Genomic DNA, 20,443 nt, shown 5'->3' on the forward strand with positions numbered 1-20,443 from the left:
CAACCGCGCCGTTGTCCCCGCCCACGCCGCGGCGGCCGCGCCCAGCCGCGCTGCACGATCGGCGCGCGATCAGCCAGCCACACGCAAGGCCTATGACCCGCTGCGCCCCGGCTCGAACGCCAGCCCCTTGGCCTGCGCCGCGGCAGTGATCGCCGCGCGCGCGCGCGCGATCGCCTCCGTGCTCGCGGTCAGCCGCGGGCGGCGGTCCAGCGTGCAGGCCAGGCCGGCGTCGACCAGCGTCGCATGCGCGTCGCGCAGCGCGGCGGCGGTGGGCGCATCGAACCACGCCGTCGTCGCCAGCGCGTCGATCAGCGCCGGGGTGTCGCGCGGCTGCGCCAGTTCCGGATGCTGCGCGGCGCCGAGCAGCACCCCGGCCTGCAGCAGGAATTCCAGGTCGACCAGGCCGCCGGCGCCCTGCTTGAGATCGAAACGCGCCGCATCGCTGCGGTCCAGTTCGGCGCGCATGCGCGCGCGCATCTTCAGCACTTCCTCGCGCAACTGCGTCGCCTCGCGCGGGCGCGCCAGGGTCTGCGCGCGCACCTGCTCGAAGCGGTGCAGCAACGCGGCATCGCCGGCCACGCCGCGCGCGCGCACCAGCGCCTGGTGCTCCCAGGTCCAGGCCCGCTCGCGCTGGTATTCGGTGTAGCTGGCCAGCGACGACACCAGCGCACCCTTGCCGCCGTCCGGGCGCAGGCGCACGTCGATGTCGTACAGGCGCCCGCCGCCGGTGACCGCGCCGAGCAGGGCGATCACCTTCTGCGCCAGCCGCGCGAACCAGCGCCCGCTCTCCAGCGGGCGCGCGCCGTCGGAGGCCTCCACGCCGGCGGCGTGGTCGTACAGGAACACCAGGTCCAGGTCCGAGCCGATGCCCAGTTCGATGCCGCCGAGGCTGCCGTAGCCGACGATCGCGAAGCTGCCGCCGGGCACTTGCCCATGCGCCGCGACCAGCTCGGCGCGGGCCAGGCGCAGCACCGTGAGCACCACGCCTTCGGCCAGCTGCGCGAGCTGGCGGGCGCTGCGCACCGCCGGCTGTCGCCGGTCCAGCGCGGCCAGCGCGATGCGGAAACTCAAGGCCTGGCGCGCTTCGTTGAGGCCGCGCAACGCGGCTTCCGCGTCGTCGCCGGCGGCAGCCACCGCGCTGTCGCACAGCCGCCGCATCGCGGCCGCATCCGGCATCGGCCCGGCGACCCGGCTGTCGAGCAGTTCGTCGAGCAGCAGCGGATACGCGGCCAAGCGTTCGGACAGGAACGCGCTGCGCGCGAGCACGTCGACCAGCCGCGCCAGCGCGCTGGGCTGTTCGTCGAGCAGCGCCAGGTAGCTGGCGCGGCGCAGGATCGCCTGCAGCAGGCCAAGCACGCGGTGCAGCGCGGCATCGGCCTGCGGCGAGCGCGCAGCGGCGTGCAGCAGCGCCGGCAGCACCCGATCCAGGCGCGCACGCGCCGCGTCCGACAGCGTGCGCACGCCCAGCGACTGCACGAAACCGCGCAGCGCCTGGTCGGCGCCGTCGGCATCGGCGAAGCCGGCCGCGGCCAGCACCTGCGCGCCGGCCTCGTGCGGCAGGCCGCGCCAATAGCTGGCCAGCGCATCCGGCGCCACCGCCTGCACGCGCGGTGCCAGCAACTCGGCGAACTCGGCCGCGACGCGATCACGCTGCACCTGCAGCGCCGCGTACAGCTGCGCCCAATCGGCGTAGCCCAGGCCGAGCGCGATGCGCGCGCGGTCCAGCGCGTCTTCGGGCAGCGCGTGGGTCTGCGCGTCGCGCAGCATCTGCAGGCGGTTCTCGACCTGGCGCAGGAACCGATACGCCTGCGCCAGCGCCGCGCCGTCCTCGGCCGCGACCTGGCCGCCGGCGACCAGCGCCTGCAGCGCCGGCAGCAGGCGGCGCTCGCGCAGCGCCGGCTCGCGGCCGCCGCGGATCAGCTGCAGCGACTGCACCAGGAATTCGATCTCGCGGATGCCGCCAGGGCCGCGCTTGATGTCGTCCAGGCGGTCGCGGCGCGCGACTTCGGCGGTGATCGCCGCCTTCATCTCGCGCAGTCCGTCGAGCGCTGTGAAGTCCAGGTAGCGCCGGTACACGAACGGGCGCAGCGTCTGCAGCCAGTCCTCGCCGGCGGCGACGTCGCCGGCCACCGCGCGCGCCTTCAGCCACGCATAGCGTTCCCAGTCGCGGCCCTCGCGCTGGAAATACTGGTCCATGCCGGCGAACGACAGCGCCACCCGCCCGGCGCTGCCGAACGGGCGCAGGCGCAGGTCCACGCGGTGCGAGAAACCGTCGGCGGTGGTGTCGTCCAGCAGCCGCGCCAGGCGCTGGCCGAGGCGGGCGAAATACTCCTCGGCGGCGAGCGGGCGCGCGCCGTCGGACTCGCCGCCCTGCGGATAGGCGTAGACCAGGTCCACGTCCGAGGAAAAATTCAGTTCGCCGCCGCCAAGCTTGCCCAGGCCGAACACCACCAGCCGCTGCACGCTGCCGTCGGCGGCGCGGACCACGCCGTGGCGCGTGGCGAACTCGCCTTCCAGCGCCTGCAGCGCCAGGCCCAGGCAGGCCTCGGCCAGTTGCGTGCTGCCGGCCAGGGTCGCGTCGACGTCGTCCAGGCCCAGCACGTCGCGCCACACCAGCCGCGCGGAAGCGGCGGCACGGTAGCGGCGCAGTTGCGTCGGCCATTGCGCCGGTTGCGCCGGATCCAGCTGCGGCACCGGCAGCGGCGGCGGATCGGGCTGCGCCAGGTGCGCCAGCAACGCCGGCTGCCGGCACAGCGTGTCGAGCAGGAAATCGCTGGTCAGCAGCGCGCAGGCCAGGTCGGTCTCGAACTGCGGCCGGGTCGGCCAGGGCTGCGCGGCCACGGCCTGGCGCAGGCGCGCCAGACTGCGTTCGAGCAAGGGCTGCAGGGTGTCGGGAACCACGAAGGAAGGCGCGGGCATCGGCCGATTCTGGCATCCCGGCGCGCCTGCAGACAGGGGCGCGGGCACATCGCGCCGGGACGAACGCGTGAGCGCCGGCGGCATGCAGCACCCCGGCCAGGCATTGCCTTGTGAATCGAAAGGCAAAAAAAAGCCCGCTTGCAGCGAACTGCCAGCGGGCCTTGCTCCCTCCCCCACGTCGGGATGCAGGGCGATCTTGGGCGCTTTTTTTGAACATTGCACGCTGCAGTGCAAAACGATACCGGGCGGTACATTCTGCTGCGATGCATTATGCGGCGAGCGGGTGTTTCACAGGTAAAGCACCACGCGTGGCGTGGCGGATACGCAATGGTCCCGAGCGCTCCACGGCTTGGCGGCAGATTGCGCGGTCGTCATGGCTGCCTGGCCGATCTTGCACGGCAACGGATGATGTTGGTACCGAGCAGCTGCCATCCGGGCAAGCGCAGAGAAGCGCTACCAGCGCGGCGACGCGACGACGCGCAATCGTTGCACCGAGCGCGCCGCCAACTGGGCGGCGGATAGTGGATCGGTCATGACCGTGCTTCGTCGATCTCGCGCGTCGCGACGGATGGTCCTGACTGCCCGTTGGCGATCTCCCAGTGGGATTTGAACGCTGCGCCTGCAGAGGAACGATCGCGTCGCGCGTGCGCTGTGCCAAGGCGCGCCGTGAAACGAGATCGAGGCGGCTCGGCGGAGCGCAACGGCGGCGCGAGGCATGCCCGGCCGCACGTTTGCATGGCAATGTGAGGCGATGGCACCCGCGGCCGCTCACGGCGCCGAAGACGCCGGCGCCGCGCTGTCCGGCAACCACGCCGGCTGTTGCTCGTACCACTCGCGCGCGTTGAGCAGATGCCATTGCCGCTGTTCGCCGCGCAGCGCCACGCCGACGCCGAGCACGCCCCAGCGCGCGTACAGGTCGCCCTGGGTGCCGGCGTCGCCGACGCGCAGGCGCGCGCGCAGCGACACGCGCCGGTTTTCCGCGGACAGGCGATCCAGCCACAGCGCATCCTTGCGCCAGCGCAGCTGGCCGCTCGCATCCAGTTGCCCGGCATCGGCCAGCTTGAGCAGCCACGCCGGCGCATCGCTGCGCTGCGCGAACACCGCCAGCACCGGGCCGGCGTCGCGCATCTGGATCTGCAGCTGCGCATCGGCCTGTCTGGCCGGCTCGGCGGCGATGCGGCCGCGCGGGACGCGCAGCGTGGCCCACCAGTCGCGCTGCTTCGGCGCATCGCCGTAGCGCACGCCCTGCAGGCGCAGCGTGCTGCCGCTCAGGTCGAAGCGTTTGTCGTGCAGCTGCGCGCGCCGCAGCTGCGCGTCCAGGTCCAGGTCGCCCACCAGCGCCAGCCCGGCGGCCTGCAGCTGCGCCTGGCGGCCTTGCAGGCGCACGTTGCCGGCGCCGACCTGGCCGGCCGCATCCAGGCGCAGGTCGCCGCTGAGCGAGCCGCTGCCGCCGAGTACGCGCACCTGCGATGCCGGCAGGTAGCGGTTGTAGGCGCGCAGGTCGGGCACGCGCGCGTCGTCGAAGCGCAGGCGCGCCTGCAGCGAGTCGTGCAGCGTCGCCAGCGTGCCGTCGCCGTCCAGGTCCAGGCGCAGGTTCTCGCCCTGCACGAACACCGCCTTGGGTTCGCCCACCGGCGTCAGCGCGAAGGTATGCATGCGCACGTTCATCTGCGTGCGCGGCCGCGCGGCGCTACCGACGATGCGGCCGACCGCCTGCGCCTGGCCGCGGATGCGCACGCGCATCACGTCGGCCACGGCCTGCACGTCGGGCACGTCGAGGCGGCTGCCCGGCTGCAGCGCGCCATCGGCCAGGCGCAGGTCGGCAGACACGTCACCGCCGCCGGCGAGCCGGAACCACGGTTTGCGCACCAGCAGGTCGCTGATCCAGTTCAGCGATTCGAAATGCCAGCGGCCCTGCAGCGTGCCGGACAGGCGCGGCAGCAGCGCCGCCGGGTCGGCGAAGGGAATGCTGCGCCCGGCGATGCGCAGGTCGGCATCGATCATGCTGCGCGGATCGACCTGGCCGGGCAGGCGCGCGCGCAGCCGGACGTCGCGATCCACGTCGAGCAGCAGCGCCAGCACGCCGCGATCGGTGGCGCCGACGCCGGCATGCAGCGGCACCCGCCAGTTGAGCTTGCTGCCCGGCTGCAGCTCACCGCGCCGCATGCGCAGGCTCGCCTCCACATGGCCGAGCCCGGGTTCGGTGCTCAGCCGGGTCTGGCCGCCGGCCGTGTCGATGCGCAGCGCCACGCTGCGCCCGTGCAGCTGCAGCGCCAGGTCGGTGATGCCCAGTTTCTGCCGGCCCGGCGCCTGCGCCCGGTAGTGGCGCGGGAACGAGAAGCGCGCGTCCACGTGCGCCTGGTCGGCGATCTGGCGCTTGCCGTAGCGCACGCTGGCGTCGTCGAACACGATCTGCGACGGGAACAGTTCCGACGGCCCGCCGCGCAACTGCTTGAGGAAGCCCACGGTGCCGTGGCCCTTGCCTTCGATCGCCAGCTCGCCGAAGCGCGCGCGGCGCAGGGTGCCGCTGTGGATCGCGTCGAAGCGCAACGTCCAGCCCTGGTCGCTCTGCGGCGGCGGCGGGATGGTGTCGGCGACGCGGTCGAGCTCGCCGACCACGTTCACCGCCTCCAGCCACGGCAACCGCACTTCGCGGTGCAGCAACGGCAGCAACGCGATGCGCGCGCTGGCGCGGTCGGCGCGCAGCACCCACACGGTGCGCTGCACGTGGCCGCGCATGCGCACGTTCCACGCGGTGACGAAGCCCGGCAGCACGGTCAGTGCCGGGCCGGTCTGCATGCGGAATTTTTCCGGCCTGCGGTTGGTCGCCATGTCGAACAGCGGCGTGTTGAGGAACACGTTGCCCAGCAGCAGGTACAGCAGATAGGCGACCAGCAGCGCGCGCAGCAGCAGGCGCCACGGCCGCGGCAGGCGCCGGTAGCGTTCGAGGGCGGCGTTCAACGAGAGGCGGGCGGAGGGCGGCACCGTCGCACTATCGCCGTGCCGCGGCGTGGGGCGCGTGAAAGGCCGCGCCGCCATTGCCCCATCGCCGCAAACCCGGGCCTGGCGCGATCCGCGATAATCGGCGTCCCCACTCCCATCGCACGGTCGCCCATGTCCGCCGAACGCATCCTCCACGCGCGCCTGCGCGAGCGCATCGTCACCGCCGAGGCCGCCGCCGCGCTGATCCAACCCGGCGAGACCGTGGCGATGAGCGGCTTCACCGGCTCCGGCTACCCGAAGGCGGTGCCGATCGCGCTGGCGCAGCGGATCGAGGCCGCGCACCTGCAGGGCCAGGCGTTCAAGATCCAGTTGATGACCGGCGCCTCCACCGCGCCGGAACTGGACGGCGCGCTGGCCAAGGCCGACGGCATCGCCCTGCGCATGCCGTTCCAGACCGACCCGGACGCGCGCCAGCGCATCAATGCCGGCACCCTGGACTACATCGACATCCACCTCAGCCACGTCGCCCAGCATGTGTGGTTCGGCTTCTACGGCGAGATCGACACCGCGGTGGTGGAAGTGGCCGGCATCCGCGAGGACGGCAGCCTGATCCCGTCGACCTCGATCGGCAACAACAAGACCTGGCTGGACCTGGCCAAGAAGGTGATCGTCGAGGTCAACGACTGGCAGCCGGCCGGCATCGACGGCATGCACGACGTGTACTACGGCACCGCGCTGCCGCCGCAGCGCAAGCCGATCCCGCTGCTGCACGCCGACGACCGCATCGGCGAGCCGTCGTTGCGCTGCGACCCGGACAAGATCGTGGCGGTGGTGCGCACCCACGGCCCGGACCGCAACAGTCCGTTCACGCCGGCCGACGCCACCAGCGAGCGCATCGCCGCGCACCTGATCGACTTCCTCAAGCACGAAGTCGGCAAGGCCCGGCTGCCGGCCAACCTGCTGCCGCTGCAGTCGGGCGTGGGCAACATCCCCAACGCGGTGCTGGCCGGACTGGCCAGCAGCGGCTTCCGCGACCTGAGCGCCTTCACCGAGGTGATCCAGGACGGCATGCTCGACCTGCTGCGCAGCGGCGTGCTCAAGGTCGCCTCGTGCACCGGCTTCGCGCTGAGCCCGGAGGCCAACGAGGAGTTCAAGCGCAACATCGACTTCTACCGCCAGCGCATCATCCTGCGCACGCAGGAGATCTCCAACCATCCGGAACTGGTGCGGCGGCTGGGCTGCATCGCGATGAACGGCATGATCGAGGCCGACCTGTACGGCAACGTCAACTCCACCCACGTGATGGGCAGCCGCATCATGAACGGCATCGGCGGCTCCGGCGATTTCGCCCGCAACAGCTTCCTGTCGATCTTCCTCAGCCCCAGCACCGCCAAGCACGGCAGCATCTCCGCGCTCGTGCCGATGGTCAGCCACGTCGACCACACCGAGCACGACGTCTCGATCATCGTCACCGAACACGGCCTGGCCGACCTGCGCGGCCTGCCGCCGCGGCACCGCGCCCGCCAGCTGATCGACCACTGCGTGGACCCGAGCTACCGCGCGCAGCTGGAAGACTATTTCGACCGCGCGCTGCGCGACAGCTACGGCAAGCACACCCCGCACCTGCTGCCCGAGGCGCTGTCCTGGCACCAGCGCTGGCTGGATACCGGGACGATGCAGAGCACCGGCTGAGCGCGGCGCGCCGAACTTGCCCGCGGTGAAGGAGGAAAGCGGATCCGACGCCGGTCCGCCGCAGCGGGATGCGTATCCGCCATGGCCACGGTGACCAGCGCTGCTTGTCACCGCGCAACCCCGCATGTCAGCCTCCGCGCATGAATTCGCTTTCCGATCGTTCCATCCCGTCGAGTTTTGCCGACCTTGCCTCGCTGCTCGCCGACCGGCGGCGTGCGGCGATGCTGCTGGCGCTGATGGACGGACGCGCGTTGACCGCCACCGAGCTGGCCGCGGAAAGCGAGATCGCCGCGTCGACCGCCAGCGGGCATCTGAGCCAGTTGGTCGCCGGCGGCATCCTGGACGTGGTCAAGCAGGGCCGGCACCGCTATTTCCGCCTGCGCGACGCGCAGACCGCCGCCGCCATCGAAACCTTGATGGGCCTCAGCGCGCGCGCCCATGGCGCGGGCTGCGCCACCGGCCCCGACGACAGCGCGCTGCGCTACGCCCGCGTTTGCTACGACCATCTCGCCGGCACATGCGGGGTACGGCTGTTGCAACGACTGTGCGAAGCCACCTATCTGGTCGCCGACAGCACCGGCTTGCGTCTTACCGAACCCGGTCTCGCCTGGTGCCGGACAATCGGCGTAGACACCGCGCCATGGCAGGGCCAGCGCCGCGCCGCCTGTCGCCACTGCCTGGACTGGAGCGAACGGCGCATGCACCTGGCCGGTGCGCTGGGGGCCGCACTGCTGCAACGGCTACTGGATCTGGGCCATCTGCAACGGCAAAGCCAGGGCCGCGCACTTCGCATCGACGCGGCTGGCGAGCGTTTCATCGACACATTGGCGTTGCCCTAGCAGTTTCGCCGCAGCCTGCTTCAGGGCCGATCTCCTCGCGCAAGCGTCAGGACACTTTGCCGTGCACCGAAGCATTTCCCAGCGCGGCCCTGCACTCTGGCGGTCTTCACCGCGAACACGCCATGCATTCTCTCGACGCTTACCTGCAACAGCACTACCTGGAGGCCGCGCATTTCGCGGCGCACTGCGGTATCGACCCTGCCGAATTGGACGCGTTGATCGCAGGGCAATCGATACCGGCACCCAGCTACGTGGTCAGCGGCGGCACTACCGTGCATTCGGCGGTGTTCGGCGCGCTGCCGGCGCCGGGCGCGCGCGACGGCCGCTATTTCCATCCGGCCATGGCGCCGTGGGTGGCCCGCGCGCGCCATCTGCGCGCAAGCTTCGGCGATGCCGCGGTTCCCGAACGGATGCGCGACATGTTCGCGCGCAACCTGCGCACCGCGCTCGCTCGCTGCGACCGCACGCTGTGGCGCTTACCCGACAGCTTCGACGCCGACGGCGCCGAACGCAGCGCCGGCCTGGAACGCCGTCTGCAGGCCATGTGGGCGCATTTTCTGCAGGGGACCTATGGCTTGTGCGTGGCCATGCCCAACGACGAGGCCGCGATCGCATACAAGGACATCCTGCAGGAGAAGCTGGTCGCGCTCAGCGACAACGGCAGCCGCGAAAGGTTCGATGCAGGCGAACGCGAACGGCTGCTGCAGCTGATCGATGCCTACGCACAGGCATCGATGCCGTTCTCGCCAGTCGAATTCCCGCGCAGCAGCCGCAAACGGCTCGTGGACGACCTACGCGCGCGGCTGCTCGCCTCGGGCAACGCATGATCGAGCACGCGGATCACACCGAGCAGGCCAGGCGATAGGCGCAGCGATCTTCAAGCATGTTCTCTGCCGCAGACCGCCCAGATCGTCGGCGCCGCTGCCTATGCGTCGGCAGGCGCCGCGACCGGCGCCGCGCTGTCGTCCAGCGCGTGCAGGAACGCCAGTTTGCGCGCGCGCGGCAGTTGCTTGAGCGCCCATTCGGCGCGCGAGGCGGCGGCGCGGTCCGGGTAGGCGCGGCTGGCCAGCAGCCGCAGCGGCGGGTTGGCGCGGGTGTACTTGGCGCCGGTGCCGCGCAGATGCGCCTGGAAGCGCGCCTCGAGGTCGACGGTGATGCCCGCGTAGTAGCTGCCGTTGCGACATTCGAGCAGATACAGGAACCAGGGCGTGGAGTCGGCCATGCGCGCATTATCGACCAGCGCGCGATTCGCGCCACTGTCCGCAAGCGTTGCATTGCCCAATGCGCTTGACCTCTGGGCATGCCTCTCTGCCGATCCATCCCCATCCGATGCCAATGCCGATCATCGCGATCGCCTCGCCGCGCTGAACCGCCACGAAACCGGCTTTAACGCAACCCGAACACCTTGCCAGTCGCTGGCACACGCCGGCAAACCGCAGCCACGGCGCGGGCGCATAAATTCACCACCGGCCGGATGCCGTCGATGAAGAGGCTCTCTCCCTTTGGATTCGACGGCACGGCCGGGTCTTTTTGGGCGGCACGCAACGGACACCTCGGGCGTTGCCTGTGACCCGCCACCGGATCAATACCGCTTCGACGATCCACGCCTGGCGCCGCATCGGACGCGCCTCCCCAGCCTTTGCTGGCGACGCCGGCATGTTGCAGCTGAAGCCGCCTACAAAGACGTGCGTCCCCCTGCTGCGCGCGCTGCGGAAGAGGCTTCCACCCCTGCTGTCACCGGAGGTGGAGAGATCGCCGCTTCGCTCGTCGCGGCTGAAGCCGCTCCTACAGAAGAGCGGCGCGCGTGCCGTGTGGTGTTGCTCAGGCCGCCTGCGACAACCGCGCCTGGCGCCGCGTGCGCACCGCCTGCGCCAGCCGCTCCAGCACCTGCACCGAGCTGTCCCAATCGATGCAGCCGTCGGTGATGCTCTGCCCGTAGACCAGCGGCTGGCCGTCGACCAGTTCCTGCCGCCCACCGACCAGGTGGCTCTCCACCATCACCCCGACGATGCGGGTCTGCCCGGCTTCCAGCTGCGCGGCGATGTCCTCGACCACCTTCGGCTGGTTCTCCGGATTCTTGCCGCTGTTGGCGTGGCTGGCATCGACCATCAGCCGCGCCGACAGCCCGGCCTTCTCCAGCGCCAGCGCGGCCGCCTCCACGCTGGCCGCGTCGTAGTTGGGCTGCTTGCCGCCGCGCAGGATCACGTGGCAATCCGGATTGCCGGTGGTCGCGGCGACCGCGGTCTGCCCGTCCTTGGTCACCGCCAGGAAATGGTGCGGGTGCGAGGCCGCGCCGACCGCGTCGACCGCGATCTTGACGTCGCCGCCGGTGCCGTTCTTGAACCCGACCGGGCACGACAGCCCCGAGGCCATTTCCCGGTGCACCTGGCTCTCGGTGGTGCGCGCGCCGATCGCGCCCCAGGCCACCAGGTCGGCGATGTACTGCGGGGAAATGATGTCGAGGAATTCGACGCCGGCCGGCAGGCCGAGGCGGTTGATGTCGCGCAGCAGGCCGCGCGCCACGCGCAGGCCCTTGTTGATGTCGAAGCTGCCGTCCAGGTTGGGGTCGTTGATCAGGCCCTTCCAGCCGACCGTGGTGCGCGGCTTCTCGAAGTACACCCGCATCACGATCTCCAGCGCATCGCCGTAGGTCTCACGCAGCGGGCGCAGGCGCTGCGCGTAGTCCATCGCCGCGACCGGGTCGTGGATCGAGCACGGACCGATCACCACCGCCAGGCGGTCGTCGTGGCCATGCAGGATCTCGTGCAGCGCCGCGCGCGAGGTCGCGACGGTCTGCGAGGCCTCTTCGTCGCAGGGCAGCAGCGACAGCAACTGGGCGGGCGGGGTCAGCGGTTCGATCTTGCGGATGCGCAGATCGTCGGTGTGGGGAGCCATGGGAATCTCTCGTCGGGGGTCTGGGTGGGGGCCAGGTCCGGCGGCATGAAAAAAGCCGCCAGGGTCGCTGGCGGCTTCTCGGGGATGCGGCTGAAGTTTCCTTCAGGGTGAACGCATTCCTTCCTCCGCCAGCGGCATCGGAAAACCGTAGTACCAAAAATAAAAGCTGCGGTTGGCGTTCATGGGATGCATTGATAGCACAGGCGTTTTGCGAGTGCCACAGTTGCTGATGCAACTGTGGAGCCGGGATTCGGGATTCGGGATTCGGGATTCGCAAAGCAGGTTCTCGCACGTCGGTCGGTTCTCGGCTCTTCCGGGTCCCGAGTCCCGGCTCCAAAGTCGAACACAGGCCACCGCGCACAAAAAAAGAGCCCCGCATCGCTGCGGGGCTCCTTTCGACTGCGTGCTGCAGGTCGGCTTGCGCCGGCGCGGATCAGAAATCCATGCCGCCCATGCCGCCCATGCCGCCGCCCATGCCGCCACCGGCGGCCGGCTCTTCCTTCTTCGGCGCATCGGCCACCATCGCTTCGGTGGTGATCATCAGGCCGGCGATCGACGCGGCGTTCTGCAGCGCCGAACGGGTCACCTTGGTCGGGTCCAGGATGCCGAACTCGACCATGTCGCCGAACTCACCGTTGGCGGCGTTGTAGCCGAAGTTGCCGGTGCCTTCCTTGACCCGGTTCAGGATCACCGACGGCTCTTCGCCGGCGTTGGTGACGATCTCGCGCAGCGGCGCTTCCATCGCGCGCAGCGCGATCTGGATGCCGTGGGTCTGATCTTCGTTGGCGCCCTTCAGCTCGCCGATCGCGGTCAGCGCGCGCACCAGGGCCACACCGCCGCCCGGGACCACGCCTTCTTCCACGGCCGCACGGGTCGCGTGCAGGGCGTCTTCGACGCGCGCCTTCTTTTCCTTCATCTCGATCTCGGTCGAAGCGCCGACCTTGATCACCGCCACGCCGCCGGCCAGCTTGGCCACGCGCTCCTGCAGCTTCTCACGGTCGTAGTCCGAAGAGGTCTCTTCGATCTGCGCCTTGATCTGCTTGATGCGCGACTCGATGCCGGTGGTTTCGCCGGCGCCGTCGATGATGGTGGTGTTCTCCTTGGAGACCTGCACCTTCTTGGCGCGGCCCAGGTCCTTGATGGTCGCCTTCTCCAGCGCCAGGCCCACTTCCTCGGAGATCACGGTGCCGCCGGTCAGCACGGCCATGTCCTCCAGCATCGCCTTGCGACGGTCGCCGAAGCCCGGGGCCTTGACCGCCACGACCTTGACGATGCCGCGGATGGTGTTGACCACCAGGGTCGCCAGCGCTTCGCCTTCCACTTCCTCGGCGACGATCAGCAGCGGCTTGCCGGCCTTGGCCACGCCTTCCAGCACGGGCAGCAGGTCACGCACGTTGGAGATCTTCTTGTCGTGCAGCAGGATGAACGGGTCGTCCAGGTCGGCCGACTGGCTCTGCTGGTTGTTGATGAAGTACGGCGACAGGTAGCCGCGGTCGAACTGCATGCCCTCGACCACGTCCAGCTCGTTCTCCAGGCCCGAGCCTTCCTCGACGGTGATCACGCCTTCCTTGCCGACCTTCTTCATCGCGTCGGCGATGATATTGCCGATCGACTCGTCGGAGTTGGCCGAGATGGTGCCGACCTGGGCGATCGCCTTGTCGTCGGCGGTGGGCTTGCTGATCTTCTTCAGCTCGGCCACGGCGGCCACGACGGCCTTGTCGATGCCGCGCTTGAGGTCCATCGGGTTCATGCCGGCGGCGACCGCCTTGGAACCTTCGCGGATCAGCGCCTGCGCCAGCACGGTGGCGGTGGTGGTGCCGTCGCCGGCGTTGTCGGAGGTCTTGGAGGCGACTTCCTTCACCATCTGCGCGCCCATGTTCTCGAACTTGTCGGCAAGCTCGATTTCCTTGGCGACGGAGACGCCGTCCTTGGTGATGGTCGGGGCGCCGAAGCTCTTCTCGAGCACGACGTTGCGGCCCTTCGGGCCCAGGGTGGCCTTGACGGCATTGGCGAGGATGTTGACGCCGCGCACCATGCGCGAACGAGCGTCTTCACCGAAACGGATATCTTTGGCAGCCATGTGTGTAACTCCGGGATTCGTGATTGGGGATTAGGGATTGGCTGAGAGCGAGGTTCGGGGGAGATCCGGGACCGCAGCGGCGAGCGCCGCGCCAATCCCGAATCCCCACTCCCGAATCCCGCGATCGGCGGCGTTTAGCCGACGATCGCCAGGATGTCGTCTTCGCGCAGCACCTTGTACTCGACGCCTTCGGACTTGTAGCTGGAACCGGCGTACTGGCCGTAGATGACCTTGTCGCCAACCTTGACCGCCGGGGCGCGGACGCTGCCGTTGTCCAGCGGCTTGCCGCTGCCGATGGCCACGATCTCGCCCTTGGTGGACTTTTCCTTGGCCGAATCCGGGATCACGATGCCGCCGGCGGAAATTTCGTCGGCTTCGATCGGCTTGACTACGACGCGGTCGTGAAGCGGCTTGATGCTCATTGAGAGAGACCCTCTTAAGTGATTGATTGGTCTAGGAAAGGCTGGCGATGTTAGCACTCGCATGTGACGACTGCCAGCAACGCTCGCGAAAAAACCCGGTACGCCGGGATGCGCTTGATGTGGTGCTGGCCGGCGCCCTTTCAAGGGCCGGGCCGCAAAAAATTTCGCGGCGGCGCCCGCCCGGCCCCGGAACCGGCACCCGATTCCGCGACGCTGTCACAGAGGCAGGCTAGGCTCGCAGACCCAGGGGGGACCATCCAAAAGGAGTTGTCGATGAAGCCATCCGCCGTTGCGCTACCTCTTGCCTGTCTGCTGGCCCTGGCCGGCCACGCCCAGGCCGCCGTGTTCATCAACGAACTGCACTACGACGACGCCACCGCCGCCGGCGATACCGGCGAGGGCGTGGAGATCGTCGCCACCGCCGGCGAGAGCCTGAGCGGCTACAAGGTCTACCTGTACAACGGCAGCAGCCCCGGCAGCGCCGCGGTCTATGCCACGACCTCGGTGCCCGCCGGCAGCCTGGTCACCTGCGGCGGGCAGGTGCGCATCGCCACCGTCGGCTATGCCAGCAACGGCGTGCAGAACGGCCCCAACGACGGCCTGGCGCTGGTCGACGGCAGCGGCCAGGTGGTGCAGTTCCTCAGCTACGAGGGCGCGATCACCGGCGGCGGCGGCCCCGCCGCCGGCCTGGGCAGCCAGAACCTGCCGGTCAGCGAGAGCAACAGCACCGCGGCGGGCACCTCGCTGCAACTGCGCGGCAGCAACGGCAGCGCCGCGGCCGACTTCAGCTGGGCGGGCAGTTCGGCCAGCAGCTTCGGCGCCTGCAACAGCGGCCAGACCTTCAGCGGCGGCAGCAGCAACGCCGCCCCGTCGGTGACCGCGACCACCCCGGCGCAGGGCGCCAGCAACTTCCCGGCCGCCGGCGACCTGGCGGTGACCTTCAGCGAGGCGGTGACCCTGGCCAGCGGCGCGTTCGGCCTGAGTTGCAGCCAGTCCGGCACGGTGGCGCTGAGCTACCCGAGCAGCGGCAGCCAGTTCGCGATCTCCACCGACACCGCGCTGGCCGCCGGCGAGAGCTGCAGCCTGAGCATCCTGGCCGCGCGGGTCAGCGACGCCGGCGGCGCGCATCCGGCGCAGGACAGCAGCATCGCCTTCAGCGTCGCCAGCGGCGGCGGCGGGACCAGCGGCTACTACTCCCGGGTCAACACCGCCAACGCCAGCCAGTTGCGCTGCTCGCTGCACGAGACGATCAAGGGCCACACCGTCTACCCGTACAGCAGCAGCTCGGGCACCAGCACCTGGACCATCCTGGAGATCGCCGACGAGGACCCGAACAACAGCGGGCGCATCCTCGACGCCTACCGCAACCGCAGCTACGCCAAGGGCACCGACCGCGCCGGCAGCGGCAGCGGGCTGAAGTACAACCGCGAGCACAGCTGGCCCAACTCGCTGGGCTTCGGCTCGGCCAGCGGCGACAAGGGCCTGCCCTACGCGCCGTACACCGACACGCACATGCTGTACCTCACCGACGCCACCTGGAACGCGGACCGCGGCAACAAGCCCTACGCGAACTGCGACAGCAACTGCGGCGAACGCATCACCGAGGCCAACGCCGGCTTCGGCGGCGGCAGCGGCAGCTACCCGGGCAATTCCAACTGGGTGCGCACCCCGGACGGCAACGGCGGCAGCTTCGAGGTGTGGAACCACCGCAAGGGCGACATGGCGCGCGCGGTGATGTACATGGCGATCCGCTACGAAGGCGGCACCGATGCGGCCACCGGGCAGTCCGAGCCGGACCTGGAACTGACCGACGACCGCAGCAAGATCGTGCAGACCTCGTCCTCGCCGGCTTACATGGGCCTGCTGTCGACGCTGGTCGCGTGGAGCCAGCAGGATCCGCCGGACGCCGCCGAGCGCGCCCGCAACGAAGTGATCTACAGCTTCCAGGGCAACCGCAATCCGTTCATCGACCATCCGGAGTGGGCGACCTCCGGGCTGTTCACCTCGGCCAAGCCGGCGAGCTGCCAGCTGCTCGACTGACGATGTGCCCCCGGCGCGCCGGATGCGGCGCGCCGGGGTTTGGCGAACGATGCCAGTGGCGCCGGCACGACAGCGGCCGCCACCCGCGGCGCAAGGGCAGCCGCCGTTCCTACATGGATCAGCCCTGGATGAAGGCGCAGCGGCAATCGCGGCCACGCGTTTTCGCCGAAGGCAGGCACCGTCCCGCCTTTGCGATTCCTCGCCGCTCTGGGCGGCCGCACGCAAGCGGCGCCGGATTTCATCACCGGCAAGCTGCAGACCGCTGCAGCATCCCCGTCCCGCCAGTCCGCCGCCGCGCGGGTGCGCCGCAACCGGCGTCCACAGCCATGCCCGCATGCCCGGACGCACCGGCAAAGCCCTGCCGGCGTCCCTATACTGTCGGCCGCATGTCTTCGCCCCCACTCCGCGTGCTGTTCAGCACCTGCCCCGATGCGGCCAGCGCCGCGCGGATCGCCCAGGCCTTGGTCGACGAACGCCTGGCCGCGTGCGTGAACCGCCTGCCCGGCGTGCAGGCCACCTACCGCTGGCAGGACACCGTGGAGCAGGCCGAGGAAGTGCTGCTGCTGATCAAGACCGCCGCCGACCGCGTCCCCGCGTTGCAGCGGCGGCTGGGCGAACTGCACCCCTACGCCGTGCCCGAGCTGATCGAGGTCGAGGTCGCCGGCGGCCTGCCCGCCTACCTGCAGTGGGTGTACGCCGAAACCCGTGAGGAACCGTAAACCGATGACCTTGCTGCACCGTCTCGCCGCCCTGTGCCTGCTGGCCGCGGCCGCCTTTCCCGCCCTGGCGATCAGCGAAAAGGACCTGCTGCCGGTCGACCAGGCCTTCGTGCTGACCGCGCAGGCGCCCGAGCGCGGCCGCATCGAACTGCACTGGAAGATCGCCGACGGCTACTACCTGTACCGGCACCGGATCGCGGTGCGGGTGGAAAGCGGCTTCAAGGCCAACCCGACCCTGCAGTTGCCCGCCGGGCACAAGAAGGTCGATCCCTATTTCGGCGAGGTGGAGACCTACCGCGGCCAGCTGAGCGCGGTGCAGACCGGCGCCGCCGCCAGCGGCGTGGACACGCTGCAGGTGGAGGTCCGCTACCAGGGCTGCGCCGATGCCGGGGTGTGCTATCCGCCGCAGAAGCGCCTGCTCAACGTGGCGCTGCCGCCCGACGACACCGGCGCGGCGGCCAGCGCGTCCTCGCCGCTGCCCGGCAGCGGACCGGGCAGCGCCGGCCCTGCCGCCAAGCCGCTGTTCGGCGCCGGCGCCGGCGCGGTGCAAGGGCTGCCGCTGCCGTCGGACCAGGCGTTCGGCTTCGAGGCCATCGTCGGCGACGGCAACACCCTGTTGCTGCGCTTCACCCCGGCGCCGGGCTACTACCTGTATCGCGACCGCACCGCGCTGGCGCTGGAAGGCGCCGCCGGCATCCGCACCGGCCTGCCGCAATGGCCGCAGGGCCGATCGCACAAGGACGAGCACTTCGGCAACGTGGTGGTGTATTTCGACCAGGCCGAGGTCACCGTGCCGCTGCAGCGCCAGCGCGCCGACGCGGCCGAGGCGACCCTGGTGGCCACCTTCCAGGGCTGCCAGACCGACGGCATCTGCTATCCGCCGATGACCCGGCGGGTGAAGCTGTCGCTGCCCAGGGGCAAGGTCAGCCCCGCCGACCAGGCCGAGGTGGCGCCGCTGCTGGTGACGCCGCTCAACAGCAGCCAGGCCGACGCCAACGCCGACGAGGCCCCGGTGACCGCCGCCGACGCGGCGGCGACGCCGGACGCGTCGGTGCACAACGCCGCGCGCAGCACCGCGCCGGAGGCCGAGCCGCAGAACCTGCTGTGGATGCTGCTGCTGGCGCTGTGCGGCGGGCTGGTGCTGAACCTGCTGCCGTGCGTGTTGCCGATCCTGTCGCTGAAGGTGCTGGGCGTGGCGCAGAGCGGCGAGAGCCGCAGCCGCGCGCGCAGCCATGCGCTGTGGTACACGCTGGGCGTACTGGTGTCCTTCGCCGTGGTCGGCGGCATCGCCGTCGCCGCGCGCCTGCTGTGGGGCTTCCAGCTGCAGCGCCCGGGCTTCGTCGCGGTGCTGGTGTACCTGATGTTCGTGGTCGGGCTCAGCCTGTCGGGCGTGTTCACCCTCAGCGCCAATCTCGGCGGGCTGGGCCAGTCGCTGTCCTCGCGCAGCGGCCCGGTCGGCGACTTCTTCACCGGCGTGCTGGCCTGCGTGGTGTCCAGCGCCTGCATCGGCCCGTTCATGGGTCCGGCGCTGGGCTATGCGCTGACCGCGCCGCCGGCGATGGCGATGCTGGTGTTCCTGACCCTGGGCCTGGGCCTGGCGCTGCCGTTCCTGCTGATCGGTTTCGTGCCCTCGCTGGCCAGGCGCCTGCCCAAGCCGGGTGCGTGGATGGAAACGCTCAAGCAGGTGCTGGCGTTCCCGATGTACCTGACCGCGATCTGGCTGCTGTGGGTGCTGGGCAAGCAGCGCGGGGTGGACGCGGTGGCGCTGCTGCTGGTCGGCGCCACGCTGCTGGCGCTGGGCCTGTGGTGGTTCGAGCGCGCGCGCTGGCGCGGGCACAAGCTCGGCATGCGCCTGGCCAGCGTGTTGCTGCTGCTGGCGCTGGCGCCGGCCTGGGGCGTGACCCGGCTGCCGCCGCCCGGCGCCACGGTGGAGCGCAACACGGTGGCCTATTCGCCGGAAATGCTGGACCGGCTGCGCACCGACAACCGCGTAGTGTTCGTCAACATGACCGCCGACTGGTGCGTGACCTGCAAGGCCAACGAGCGCAACGTGTTCAGCGGCGACGCCTTCCGCGACACGCTCAAGCGCGTGGACGCGGTCTACATGAAGGGCGACTGGACCAACGAGGACCAGCGCATCAGCGCCTTCCTGGCCGAGCACAAGGCGGTCGGCGTGCCGCTGTACGTGGTCTACGGCCCGGGCGCGCCGCCGACCGTGCTGCCGCCGGTGCTGAGCCAGGCGGTGGTCGAGGACGCTTTGCTGCGCGCGGCGCGATGAAGGCCACGCCGCCGCGGCTGCTCGCGGTCGCCGCGGTGGCGGCGGTGCTGGGCGTGGCCGCGGCGCAGCTGTGGTGGCGCGCCCCGCCGGCAGCGCCGCGCGCGGCCCCCGGCAGCACCGCGGGCGCGGCACGCGCCGCCGCGGCCCGCCCGGGCGACATGGCGCCCGCGCTGCGCCTGCCCACGCTCGACGGCGGCAGCCTGACGCTCGAACGCTTCCGCGGCCGCCCGCTGCTGGTCAACGTCTGGGCCAGCTGGTGCGAACCGTGCGTGCGCGAGATGCCCGAACTCGATCGCCTGGCGCAGGCGCAGCCGGCCGACGGCCTGCAGGTGCTCGGCATCGCCCTGGACCGCCCCGAGGACGTGCGCGCGTTCCTGCAACGGGTGCCGATCGCCTACCCGATCGCGCTGGAAACCCCCGGCCCGGCCGACGCCAGCGTGCGCCTGGGCGACACCCAGGGCCTGCTGCCGTACAGCGTGCTGATCGGTGCCGACGGCCGCATCGTCAGGCAGAAACTCGGCCCGTTCGCGCCGGGCGAAGCGGAGCGCTGGGCGCAGTTGCCGTAGGCGCGACCTTCCGCAACGATGCTGCGGCCCTGCGATGTGCGGGCCGCGGGCCTGCTTGGGCAGACGGCAGGCATCCGATACCGGCTACTGGAAGCTTCGCGGCGGCGTAGCCAACACGGCCGCGCGCAGCCCGAGGGCGCCGGTCGGCAGAGGCTCCGCGTGCGCAAGGCTGCGATCTGCGCAACGGGTGGAGCAGCAAGCCCCTCTCCCCAGGAGAGGGATTGGGCGAGGGTCGGGGGGCGAATCCGCGGCCAAGAGCTGGAAGTCACGATGCCGCCCAGCACGTTGTGTGCGTTCAAGCGCGGGACCTACCATCGAATCGAACGAAGCGGACGCACGCGCCGCAGCGGTTCAACCTGGCCAAGACGGCTGCTCGCACTGGGGATGGGAATGCCGAAACAGAATCGTCGTTGGCTGATGCCGGTCGCGCTGGGGCTTGCCCTCGCGGCGGCCGCACTGCACCTGGGCTGGGAATACACACACGGCGGGGTCAAGAGCCACCACCTGCTCGACCGCGCCGACCTGCCCGCGATCTCGAACTGGTGGGGCCTGATCGTGCTTCCGCTGCTGGGCGCCCTGGCCGGCCGGACGGTCGGCCGCAGGGCGCACGCCAGCCCTTCGGCACTGCCGCGCGCACTGGCCGCCTTCGTCGCGGCGCTCGCCGCGGGCGCGGCGCTGTCGGCGGCCTTCGTCGCCGGCAACGAGCCGGCGGCGTCGGCGCTGTTTCTGGCGATACTGGCCTCGGGCCTGGTGGTGCCCGCCTACCGCGCGGAGTACGGCTTCGGTTTCGTGCTCGGCATGACGTTCGTGTTCGGCTCGGTGCTTCCAAGCATCATCGCCCTGCTGGTGGCGGGGATCTCCGCTGCGGCTCATCGCATCGCATGGCCGGCGGCCATGTGGCTCGCCAGACGGGCGCGCGGACGCGAATCGGGCGCCGGCGGATGAGGGCGGGCCGGGGCACAGGCGCGTTCGCGCCGCCGCAGCGCTCGCCATATGAAACATCCATTTAAACAACCACACCTCCGCCGACGCCAGCGTGCGCCTGGGCGA

At 70.6% G+C, this 20,443-nt stretch carries 14 protein-coding genes; 8 read left to right on the forward strand and 6 right to left on the reverse strand.

All coding sequences use genetic code 11. From position 1 onward, the window contains the following. Positions 1 to 90: 90 nt before the first annotated feature. Together glnE and OCJ37_RS18485 are read right to left on the reverse strand one after the other, a co-directional pair. Positions 91 to 2,919, reverse strand: a complete 2,829-nt coding sequence (gene glnE, locus OCJ37_RS18480; RefSeq protein WP_263111150.1) for a bifunctional [glutamate--ammonia ligase]-adenylyl-L-tyrosine phosphorylase/[glutamate--ammonia-ligase] adenylyltransferase — start codon at positions 2,917 to 2,919, stop codon at positions 91 to 93. Positions 2,920 to 3,687: 768 nt separating this feature from the next. Next, positions 3,688 to 5,880 (reverse strand): translocation/assembly module TamB domain-containing protein, encoded by a 2,193-nt coding sequence (locus OCJ37_RS18485; RefSeq protein WP_263111151.1) that lies wholly within the window; start codon positions 5,878 to 5,880, stop codon positions 3,688 to 3,690. Between the two features lie 153 nt (positions 5,881 to 6,033). Between OCJ37_RS18485 and OCJ37_RS18490 the strand changes: the two genes are divergently transcribed. The 3 genes from OCJ37_RS18490 to OCJ37_RS18500 all read left to right on the forward strand — a co-directional run bounded on the left by OCJ37_RS18490 (position 6,034) and on the right by OCJ37_RS18500 (position 9,220). Then, positions 6,034 to 7,554: a succinyl-CoA:acetate CoA-transferase ScpC gene (locus OCJ37_RS18490; RefSeq protein WP_263111152.1), complete on the forward strand. Its 1,521-nt coding sequence runs from the start codon at positions 6,034 to 6,036 to the stop codon at positions 7,552 to 7,554. Positions 7,555 to 7,694: 140 nt separating this feature from the next. Next, the gene (locus OCJ37_RS18495) at positions 7,695 to 8,393 is read left to right on the forward strand and encodes an ArsR/SmtB family transcription factor (RefSeq protein WP_263111153.1); all 699 of its coding nucleotides are present in this window, start codon (positions 7,695 to 7,697) and stop codon (positions 8,391 to 8,393) included. 56 nt (positions 8,394 to 8,449) lie between these two features. Beyond that, entirely contained in the window at positions 8,450 to 9,220 is a 771-nt protein-coding gene (locus OCJ37_RS18500; RefSeq protein WP_263111154.1) for a DUF6058 family natural product biosynthesis protein, read from the forward strand. Between the two features lie 98 nt (positions 9,221 to 9,318). On the opposite strand, the gene OCJ37_RS18505 is transcribed toward OCJ37_RS18500, so the two are convergent. From OCJ37_RS18505 to OCJ37_RS18520, 4 genes are all read right to left on the reverse strand, one after another. Beyond that, on the reverse strand, positions 9,319 to 9,615 hold the full coding sequence (locus OCJ37_RS18505) for a GIY-YIG nuclease family protein (protein ID WP_263111155.1): 297 nt from the start codon (positions 9,613 to 9,615) through the stop codon (positions 9,319 to 9,321). Positions 9,616 to 10,214: 599 nt separating this feature from the next. Beyond that, the gene (locus OCJ37_RS18510) at positions 10,215 to 11,288 is read right to left on the reverse strand and encodes a 3-deoxy-7-phosphoheptulonate synthase (RefSeq protein ID WP_263111156.1); all 1,074 of its coding nucleotides are present in this window, start codon (positions 11,286 to 11,288) and stop codon (positions 10,215 to 10,217) included. 433 nt (positions 11,289 to 11,721) lie between these two features. Continuing rightward, entirely contained in the window at positions 11,722 to 13,368 is a 1,647-nt protein-coding gene (groL, locus tag OCJ37_RS18515) for a chaperonin GroEL (RefSeq protein ID WP_263111157.1), read from the reverse strand. Between the two features lie 134 nt (positions 13,369 to 13,502). After that, positions 13,503 to 13,790, reverse strand: a complete 288-nt coding sequence (locus OCJ37_RS18520) for a co-chaperone GroES (RefSeq protein WP_263111158.1) — start codon at positions 13,788 to 13,790, stop codon at positions 13,503 to 13,505. A 273-nt stretch (positions 13,791 to 14,063) separates the two neighbouring features. Between OCJ37_RS18520 and OCJ37_RS18525 the strand changes: the two genes are divergently transcribed. From OCJ37_RS18525 to OCJ37_RS18545, 5 genes are all read left to right on the forward strand, one after another. Further along, positions 14,064 to 15,830: an endonuclease gene (locus tag OCJ37_RS18525; RefSeq protein ID WP_263111159.1), complete on the forward strand. Its 1,767-nt coding sequence runs from the start codon at positions 14,064 to 14,066 to the stop codon at positions 15,828 to 15,830. Between the two features lie 386 nt (positions 15,831 to 16,216). Next, entirely contained in the window at positions 16,217 to 16,549 is a 333-nt protein-coding gene (gene cutA, locus OCJ37_RS18530) for a divalent-cation tolerance protein CutA (protein ID WP_263111160.1), read from the forward strand. Between the two features lie 4 nt (positions 16,550 to 16,553). Then, complete coding sequence (locus OCJ37_RS18535; protein WP_263111161.1) at positions 16,554 to 18,827, forward strand: protein-disulfide reductase DsbD family protein; 2,274 nt, start codon at positions 16,554 to 16,556, stop codon at positions 18,825 to 18,827. Then, complete coding sequence (locus OCJ37_RS18540) at positions 18,824 to 19,393, forward strand: TlpA disulfide reductase family protein (protein WP_263111162.1); 570 nt, start codon at positions 18,824 to 18,826, stop codon at positions 19,391 to 19,393. Before OCJ37_RS18535 ends, OCJ37_RS18540 begins: the two co-directional genes overlap by 4 nt. Positions 19,394 to 19,663: 270 nt before the next feature. Continuing rightward, positions 19,664 to 20,338, forward strand: coding sequence for a hypothetical protein (locus OCJ37_RS18545; protein WP_263111163.1), 675 nt, complete (start codon positions 19,664 to 19,666; stop codon positions 20,336 to 20,338). The last annotated feature ends 105 nt before the right edge of the window (positions 20,339 to 20,443 follow it).

This window comes from Xanthomonas sp. AM6, assembly GCF_025665335.1.
In the GTDB taxonomy this organism is placed as follows: domain Bacteria; phylum Pseudomonadota; class Gammaproteobacteria; order Xanthomonadales; family Xanthomonadaceae; genus Xanthomonas_A.